Source organism: Vibrio sp. D173a (assembly GCF_030248475.1).
In genome coordinates this window covers 1-8,817 of the sequence record NZ_JAHGAH010000026.1, presented here as the reverse complement: position 1 = coordinate 8,817, position 8,817 = coordinate 1, and the positions used below count along the sequence as shown (strand labels likewise).

Here is an 8,817-nt window from a genome sequence, read left to right as displayed (position 1 = left end):
ACTTGCTTGAAAAACAGCGTGACATGGTGTACACAAACATGTTTAGTGTGTCGCCACGAACTTGGGTGGTGTATTCACTAAATCCGAGCTCGGTGACCACTTGGTCGAGCCTATCGAGCAGATAGACATCGTTACCTTGAATGGTACTGCCTAGACCGATCTGTGGTAGTGGGTGACCTGTGAGTTGCAGAGAGATAAATATTGCAGGAATAGTGTAAGCCAAAATGAGTACGCAATATTGAGCAATCTGCGTGTAGGTAATGCCTTTCATACCGCCCATAACGGCGTACATGAATACGATACACATACCGATCAGTAGACCCGTTGAGTAATCCACTTCTAGGAAACGACCAAATGCCACGCCCACGCCTTTCATCTGACCGATAACGTAAGTCACTGATGCGATGATCAGACACACAACCGCTACGATACGCGCTGCGTTAGAGTAGAAACGCTCACCTACGAATTCTGGCACGGTAAACTTACCGAACTTACGTAGATATGGGGCAAGTAGAAGTGCAAGCAGTACGTAACCGCCTGTCCAGCCCATAAGGAATACTGAACCGCCGTAACCCATGAAGGCAATCAAGCCCGCCATAGAGATGAACGATGCTGCTGACATCCAGTCTGCTGCGGTCGCCATGCCGTTAGCGATCGGGTTGACACCGCCACCTGCTACATAGAATTCTTTGGTTGAGCCTGCACGAGCCCAAATTGCAATACCGATGTAGAGGACGAATGTCGCGCCAACCACTAGATAGGTAATAGTTTTCAAATCCATCTGAGTTACTCTTTACTCATCTACGCCGAATTCACGGTCGATTTGGCGCATCTTCCACGCGTAGTAGAAAATAATACCTAGGAAGGCATATATGGAGCCTTGCTGAGCAAACCAGAATCCGAGTTTGTATCCACCTAATTGAAATTGATTGAGTTCGTCGACAAATAAAATGCCGCAGCCGAAAGACACCACGAACCAGATGACCATCAGGGTAATCATGAGCTTCACGTTTTTGTCCCAGTAGGCTTTGGCTCTTTCTTCGCTTTCAAATGCTATTGCCGTCTCCTTACGAGTGGTATTTTTGTTAAAAAAATGTTTCAACATGAACATTAGCAAGGTGCTGGCAAGAACTCTTTTCAACTTTAGTCGGGACGCTAAAAAGCAAAAACGCCCATTTTTAGGGCGTTTGAAAGGAGGTGGAGATAAAAGTGTGATGTTAACTTGATGTTAAATTAGCCAAAGGTCTAAGAGTTTTATCAATTAACATAGAAATCTTTTATACCAAGCAGCAAATTATTCAGTGCCACGGCAGCAAGGATAAGTCCCATCACGCGGCTGATGATGGCTGCGCCAACGTTACCAATCACTTTTTGAATTGTGTTTGCACCTAGCAACAAGAAGAGGGTAACCAGAAGGACTGCCATCATGACGCCTGCGGTCATCGCCTGGTCGACAAAAGAGTAGCGGTTGTTATCGGTGAGCATCACGATGGCCATCATTGCTCCCGGTGATGCAATTGAAGGGATAGCAAGAGGGTAAACGGCTAAGTCAGCAAGATCAGAGTGGCTGACTTCTTCACCCAGCTTTTGTTCTTGTTCTGGTTTGCTCTCACCAAAGATCATCGACAGTGCAAACAGCAATAGCACTAAACCACCAGCAGCTTGAAAAGCGGGTAATGGGATTTGCATTGCTTCCAGTAACAACTGACCGGCAATAAGAAAGAACAGCAATACACCCATCGAAATGGCAATGGCTTTTAACGCGACGAGACGACGCTGTTTTGCCGTGAGGTGTTGAGTTTGTGATAGGTAAACGGGTACTGAACCAATCGGGTCGATGACAGCCCAGAGAACGACGAATTGAGTGACGAGAATACTTAGCAAAGTATGACCTCCCAGAGTTAGCGGTTTAACAGAGGGATGAAAAAGGCTGCGTGGTGCAGCCTTATTATTTTAACGTTTGTTGTTCTTTTTGCGTCATATAAATGTGAATTAGATATATTTACTAACACATTACTGCTCGGGTTCCATTTGCTGCAGTAGGATGACGGCTTGAGTTCGATTCTTCACGCCCAGTTTGCGGAAAATTGCCGTCATGTGCGCTTTGATGGTTGCTTCAGAGACATTGAGCTCGTAAGCGATTTGTTTGTTGAGCAAGCCATCAGAAAGCATGCCTAGCACCTTATATTGCTGAGGCGTCAGGGCTGCAATTTTCTCTGCCAAGTCATTACACGCCGCGTTATTGGTGATCAAGCCTTCTGGGAAGTATGGGTCGCCATTAAGAACTTGGTTGAGGGCATTGACCAGCTCACGCATGTCACTCGATTTTGGAATAAAGCCAAATGCACCGTGGCTTTTCACTTGTGTGACCACGCTTGACTCTTCGCTGGCAGATACCACCACCACGGGGATGTCTGGGTATTCAGCACGAAGGTGAATCAACCCCGACATGCCATTTGCGCCGGGCATTTTGAGATCCAATAACACCAAATCTGGCTCTTCTTCTTTTTCCAGCAACGCGAGTAGAGCATCCAGCGTATCCGCTTCGAGTAGGTTGGCACCACTCACTGCCATGTGTACCGATTGGAACAAGGCATTGCGGAACAGGGGGTGATCATCAGCGATGATAATGGTGTAGGTCGAATCCATGACGTTAAACACTTTTGACTATTTAGTTAATGGAATTATTGTCCACCTTTAAGAAGGTGGACAATATTTATCCGCTAAAAGTCTGAACTAAATCGACTTTTATTAGAAAAATTGCATATAAACGCAACTTTCGCGGTTTTATTGGAAGAACAAAAAACGCCAGTGAACAATCACTGGCGTTTGAATGATTCATAATCAGAATCGATTAATATGCTCTAAGAAAGGTTCGGCTTGCATAAAGCCCGTCAAACGAGCGTTTGAAACGTGCTCGCCATTGGCATCCCAGAACTCAATTGTTGGTAAACCAAGTACATTCATATGTTTAAGCAGCTCGATGTCCTGAATTTGGTTCTTGGTCACGTCCGCCTGCAGAAGAACGAAGTCTTGTAGTTTGGCTTCGACGCTTGGGTCATGGAAGGTGTACTTCTCAAACTCTTTACATGCCACACACCAGTCGGCGTAGAAATCCAGCATTACTGGTTTGCCAGCTTGCTTCGCTTGAGCAAGTGCAGCCTCAAGCTCTGCCACGTTAGCAATGCGAGTAAAGCTCACCGTTGCTTGTTGAGTTTGCGTAGTGGTGTTGCCACCAAACCAGTAATTCAACGCTGGTTGAGCAGAAGCAAACAGACCTAGTACTGCGATGATGCCCACAGCGCTTTGTTTCCAGCCGCCAAATTCTAGGCTGTTTTTGATGTGGTATAGCCAACCAAAAGCCGCGATACCTAGTGCTGACCACAATGCCGTTGCCCACATTTCTGGCATAATGCGCTCAAGTAAGAAGATAGGCGCAGCCAGCAGAATGAAGCCGAATAGGGTCTTAACGCGATCCATCCAGCCCCCTGCTTTTGGCAGAAGTTTGTTGCCGAATACAGCAACAAGAATCAGTGGAATACCCATACCCATTGCCAGTGCGTAAAGCGCGATACCACCCGTCAGCAAGTCACCACTTTGTGCAACGTAAAGTAGCGCACCAGACAGAGGTGCAGTGGTACATGGTGAGCACACCAGACCTGAAATCGCACCCATGGCGAATACGCCTGCGCTGCTTCCGCCTTGTTGTTTGTTGCTGAGGTTGTTTAACCACGTTTGCACGCCGCTTGGTAATTGCAGGTTATAAACGCCAAACATAGACAGTGCGAGTGCCACGAACAGCACACTCAAACCAATCAACACATAAGGGTGCTGCATCGCTGCTTGGAACTGCATGCCCGCAGAGGCGACGACAAGACCTAGTAGTGTGTAAGTCAGCGCCATGCCTTGCACATAAACAAACGACAAGCCTAGCGCGCGGCGCTGGCTTAGTTTGCCACTGCCAAGCACGATGCTAGTCAGGATCGGGTACATAGGCAGCACACATGGCGTAAATGCCAAGCCCACACCAAGTGCTAGGAACAATAATGGTGTCCACCAGTTATCTGCTAAGTTGGCGGCAAGGCTATCTTGCTGTGTTACTGGCGCCGATAATGTATTGCTAGACGTAGATGATTGCGCCGCTGGTGGCGTTACTGTTGGTGCTTGCTCTGCTTTTGGTGCAGTTGTCGCCGCTGTTGAATCTGAGTTCGATGAAGTAAACGCACTGATAGGTATCACGCGAGTTTCTGGTGGGTAACAGAAGCCTGCTTTGGCACAGCCTTGGTATTGCACCACCACGCGTGCACCGTCTTGCCAATCATGCATTGGCACGTTAACAAACAGTGGCTGGGTGTAGATATGCACATCACCAAAGAATTCATCTTTATGCGGCGTGCCTTCTTCCATTTGCAGTTCGCCTAGCGACACCTTCTCGCCCGCGACTGACAAACGTTCTTGATACAGGTAGTAACCATCACGCACCTGCCAATCGAGCATCAGTTTGCCGTCTTGCTGGTAGTAGTTGAACGGGAAAGCCTGATCGACAGGCACAAAAGAATCGTTGCTGCTGCCAAAAGCGTTGTTTTGGTTATTACCAAACTGGTCGTTACCAAACAAGGCCATGGACGGCGCAGAAAAAGTAATAAGCCCTAAGAGTAAGACGGAGAGTAATGCACGCATAAAAGGTTCAATTCATCTTAGATAATTGCCGTTAGTGTAACTCAATCAGACCCGCTGGCTAGCCAATAAGTTTCATGGAAGTGAAGATTTGTTAAGCAAAAACGTGAGCCTCAGTCAATAAAAAAGGGAGCCGAAGCTCCCCGAGTAAGACTCTGTTTCTACTAGATCAGTAGACCACCGAATGCAAAGCCAAGTGCAACCGCTGAAGCGATGGTTGCTACACCTGGTACAAAGAATGGGTGGTTGAATACGTACTTACCAATACGAGTTGAACCCGTGTCGTCCATCTCAACCGCTGCTAGAAGCGTTGGGTAAGTTGGCAGTACGAATAGCGCACTTACTGCTGCGAAAGACGCAACTGCGGTAAGTGGCGCCACGCCGATTGCTAGTGCTGCTGGCATAAGCGCAACAGTCGTTGCACCTTGCGAGTAAAGCAGCATTGAAGCGAAGAATAGAACAAGTGCTAGCATCCATGGGTAATCTGCTAGTAGAGCGCCAGCCACTTCTTTGATGCCGTCAACGTGTGCGTTAACGAATGTAGAGCCTAGCCATGCCACACCAAGAACACAAACACACGCAGTCATACCAGAGCGGAATGTTGCTGCTGCTGGGATTTTACCTGCATCGATTTTACAGCTCATTACGATAGCTGCCGCTGCTGCTAGCATTACCGTCATGATCGCTTCGTTACGACCTAGAGCAGGGTTCTCGATAAGACCAACAGAGCCAGAGATTGCTGCTGCGTAACACACTACGAATGCGATTGCGCCTAGGAAGATGAAAGTTGCTTTCTTCGCTGTTGGCAGGATTTCGCGTTTCGATTCAGTGTTTAGCTTAATAAGGCCTTTTGCTAGACGGTCTTGGTATTCAGGATCGTCTTTCAGCTCGCTACCCATGAAGTTCGCAACAAATGCACCGATCATACAAGCGATAAAGGTAGTTGGGATACATACCGCTAGTAGCGTTAGGTAATCAACGCCAAATGGGTGCAACATTGCTGCAAACGCCACAACAGCCGCTGAGATAGGCGACGCTGTGATAGCGATTTGCGAGGCAACTACCGCGATAGACAGTGGACGAGAAGGACGAACACCTTGGCCTTTCGCTACTTCTGCAATAACTGGCAAAGTAGAGAATGCTGTGTGACCTGTACCCGCAAGTAGTGTCATTAGGAATGTCACGATAGGTGCGTAAAAGGTGATGCGTTCGGGATGTTTACGCAAAAAGTCTTCCGCAACCTGAACCATCCAGTCCAAACCACCCGCTACCTGCATTGCAGCAATAGCAGTAATTACAGACATGATGATCAGTATTACATCGACAGGGATGAAAGACTGGCTTGTCGGTACGCCTAGGATTAAAGACAATGCAATTACCCCAGCACCACCGGCAAAACCAATGCCGATACCACCGATTCTTGCTCCCAAATAAATGAAGAGCAGAACCACGAAGAGTTCGACCATTACCATATTGATACCTCTTTTAGTTTTTAATGATTCTGATTTTTTGAACACTCAGGAATAGGTGTAAATGTTCAGAAAATCAGAACCCGATCGGCTTACGGCAATAAAAAGCGCATAAAAATTGTGGTTAACCGTATCAGAGCCTAAAAAAGGGCCCCGTTTGGGACCCCTTTCTCCAGCGATTACTCGTAGCGTTTCGCTTTATAAGTCGGATGCATGAAGTTTTCAACCGATAAGATGTCATCTAGCTCTTCAGCAGTTAATAAACCGCGTTCTAGAACCACATCACGCACGCTCTTGCCTGTTTCAGCACAGATCTTACCAACAATGTCGCCTTCATGGTGACCGATGTATGGGTTTAGGTAAGTTACGATACCGATAGAGTTGTAAACGTAGTTTTCGCAAACTTCTTTGTTCACAGTGATGCCATCGATACATTTATCACGTAGGTTCACACACGCGTTGTGTAGCAGAGAGATAGACTCAAACACGCTTTGTGCGATAACTGGTTCCATTACGTTAAGCTGTAGCTGACCGCCTTCTGCTGCGAAAGAAACCGTGTTGTCGTTACCTAGAACTTTGAAGCAAACTTGGTTTACAACTTCTGGGATAACTGGGTTTACTTTAGCTGGCATGATTGAAGAGCCTGCTTGCATTTCTGGTAGGTTCAGTTCGTTAAGGCCTGCACGTGGACCAGAAGAAAGTAGACGAAGGTCGTTACAGATCTTCGATAGTTTCACCGCTAGACGTTTCAGCGCACCGTGTGTCATTACGTACGCGCCACAGTCAGACGTTGCTTCGATTAGGTCTTCTGCTGCAACCACTTCAACGCCAGTTACTTCTGCTAGGTGTTTTACTGCTAGTGCTTGGTAACCTGTTGGGGCGTTTAGACCAGTACCGATTGCGGTTGCACCTAGGTTGATTTCTAGTAGTAGCTTAGACGTGTAGTCTAGGGCACGAATTTCTTCGTTTAGCGTTACTGCCCATGCGTGGAACTCTTGACCTACAGTCATTGGAACCGCGTCTTGAAGCTGAGTACGACCCATCTTCAACACGTCTTTGAATTCTTGTGCTTTAAGCTCGAATGCGCCTTTTAGGTATTCGATCGCTTCCATCAACTGATGAACACTGTTGTAAACCGCGATACGGAAGCCCGTAGGGTACGCACAGTTTGTTGATTGGCTCTTGTTAACGTGATCGTTCGGGTTGATGAACTCATATTGGCCTTTTTCTTTGCCCATCAGTTCAAGTGCAACGTTCGCGATAACTTCGTTAGTGTTCATGTTCACTGACGTGCCAGCACCGCCTTGGAATACGTCCGAAGGGAACTGATCCATGCACTTACCTGTTTCAAGGATCAAATCACACGCTTCTAGGATGTAGTTAGCAACGTCTTTTGGAATTGCGCCTAGCTCTTTGTTTGCTAGTGCTGCGGCTTTCTTTGTCATTACCATGCCGCGTACAAATTCAGGTACGTCAGAGATGGTAGTGCTTGAAATGTTGAAGTTTTCGATAGCGCGAAGTGTGTGGATGCCGTAGTAAGCATCTGCAGGGACATGACGTTGGCCTAATAGATCTTCTTCAATACGAGTGGCTTGGTTTGCTGTCTTTGGAGCATCAGATAGTGTAGCCATAACAGGATCCTTAGATAATAATTCTGATATTTAAGTTATTTATTAGCCATTTCTGCAATCTAGAATCCGTTCATCAGAGTTTTTGGCTGGGAAAACCGTCCTGACTTATGTGGCACATCATACTGCACCTAGCGCATAAAAATAGTAACTTGATCACCTTTTTCGCTTTTAATGCGTCAATAGTTTGCAAAGTATGAATGGGATATTAATAACCCTTTGGTGGTAGGTGTTTTTCCTCGACAAACATGGATTTTAAGAGTGCGAAATTAGCACTTTTCAACGACCAATTTTTATATATGCACCTTTATTCAAAGGGCAATTTTGCATCAGTGGATTCTCCTAAGTGTGAACACGCTTTTTTACAACGATTCGTTTGAGCTTAGTAGGCTTTTGCCATTACACTGAATTGAACAAAGGAGGGCATGTGTTTCCTATCTTATTATTGGCGTTTATTTTCGTCCCGATCATCGAAATCGGCCTATTTATTCAGGTGGGGGGCTTTTTGGGTCTCTGGCCTACGATTGCTTTGGTATTGATCACGGCATTTGTCGGTGCGTCTTTGGTACGCAGCCAAGGCATCCAGACCTTGATGTCAGTGCAAAGTCGTTTAGAGCAAGGTGAAATTCCGGCTCAGCAAATTTTTGAAGGCGTAATGCTGGCAGTTGCTGGTGTGTTGCTATTAACGCCAGGTTTTATGACCGATGCATTAGGCATGTTAGTGCTGCTGCCGGCACCACGAGCAGCGATTGCCAAATACTTAATGAGTAAGATGGTAGTGAAGACCATGAACGGTGGAGGCTTCCACGCCAATTACTCAAATCAAGGTCCATTTGAGCAGGACCCGTTCCGTCGTGACCCATTTGATTCTCAATCGGATAACGGCAACACCTTTGAAGGTGAGTACGAGCGCAAAGACGACGATGATCGTAACAAGCTCAACTGATTCACTCAGTAAGAAAAACAAAAGGGCGCATATAGCCTGTCTCTTATACACAAATCCCCAAGCTTATAGCTTGGGGATTTTTTTGAACTCTTTCAAG

General features: G+C 46.6%; 8 protein-coding genes. 1 reads left to right on the top strand and 7 read right to left on the bottom strand.

Annotated features, from left to right (window positions below):
• The 7 genes from KIV40_RS03885 to aspA form a co-directional block, all read right to left on the bottom strand.
• Positions 1 to 781 (bottom strand): VC_2705 family sodium/solute symporter (locus KIV40_RS03885; RefSeq protein WP_285347988.1); only part of this gene is annotated, 781 nt, incomplete at its 3' end.
• A gap of 12 nt (positions 782 to 793) precedes the next feature.
• On the bottom strand, positions 794 to 1,057 hold the full coding sequence (locus KIV40_RS03880) for a DUF4212 domain-containing protein (RefSeq protein ID WP_005530890.1): 264 nt from the start codon (positions 1,055 to 1,057) through the stop codon (positions 794 to 796).
• A gap of 200 nt (positions 1,058 to 1,257) precedes the next feature.
• Positions 1,258 to 1,884: a MarC family protein gene (locus tag KIV40_RS03875; protein WP_005428797.1), complete on the bottom strand. Its 627-nt coding sequence runs from the start codon at positions 1,882 to 1,884 to the stop codon at positions 1,258 to 1,260.
• Positions 1,885 to 2,013: 129 nt separating this feature from the next.
• Positions 2,014 to 2,649: a response regulator transcription factor gene (locus KIV40_RS03870; protein ID WP_005428786.1), complete on the bottom strand. Its 636-nt coding sequence runs from the start codon at positions 2,647 to 2,649 to the stop codon at positions 2,014 to 2,016.
• Between the two features lie 195 nt (positions 2,650 to 2,844).
• Positions 2,845 to 4,680 carry a protein-disulfide reductase DsbD gene (locus KIV40_RS03865; RefSeq protein WP_285347987.1) on the bottom strand — a complete coding sequence of 612 codons (1,836 nt, stop codon included), beginning with the start codon at positions 4,678 to 4,680 and terminating at the stop codon, positions 2,845 to 2,847.
• Between the two features lie 161 nt (positions 4,681 to 4,841).
• The gene (locus KIV40_RS03860) at positions 4,842 to 6,149 is read right to left on the bottom strand and encodes an anaerobic C4-dicarboxylate transporter (protein WP_005428800.1); all 1,308 of its coding nucleotides are present in this window, start codon (positions 6,147 to 6,149) and stop codon (positions 4,842 to 4,844) included.
• A 176-nt stretch (positions 6,150 to 6,325) separates the two neighbouring features.
• Entirely contained in the window at positions 6,326 to 7,777 is a 1,452-nt protein-coding gene (gene aspA / locus KIV40_RS03855) for an aspartate ammonia-lyase (protein ID WP_005428778.1), read from the bottom strand.
• Between the two features lie 424 nt (positions 7,778 to 8,201).
• On the opposite strand from aspA, the gene KIV40_RS03850 reads away from it, so the two are divergent.
• Positions 8,202 to 8,720, top strand: a complete 519-nt coding sequence (locus KIV40_RS03850) for an FxsA family protein (protein ID WP_134978006.1) — start codon at positions 8,202 to 8,204, stop codon at positions 8,718 to 8,720.
• Positions 8,721 to 8,817: the final 97 nt, after the last annotated feature.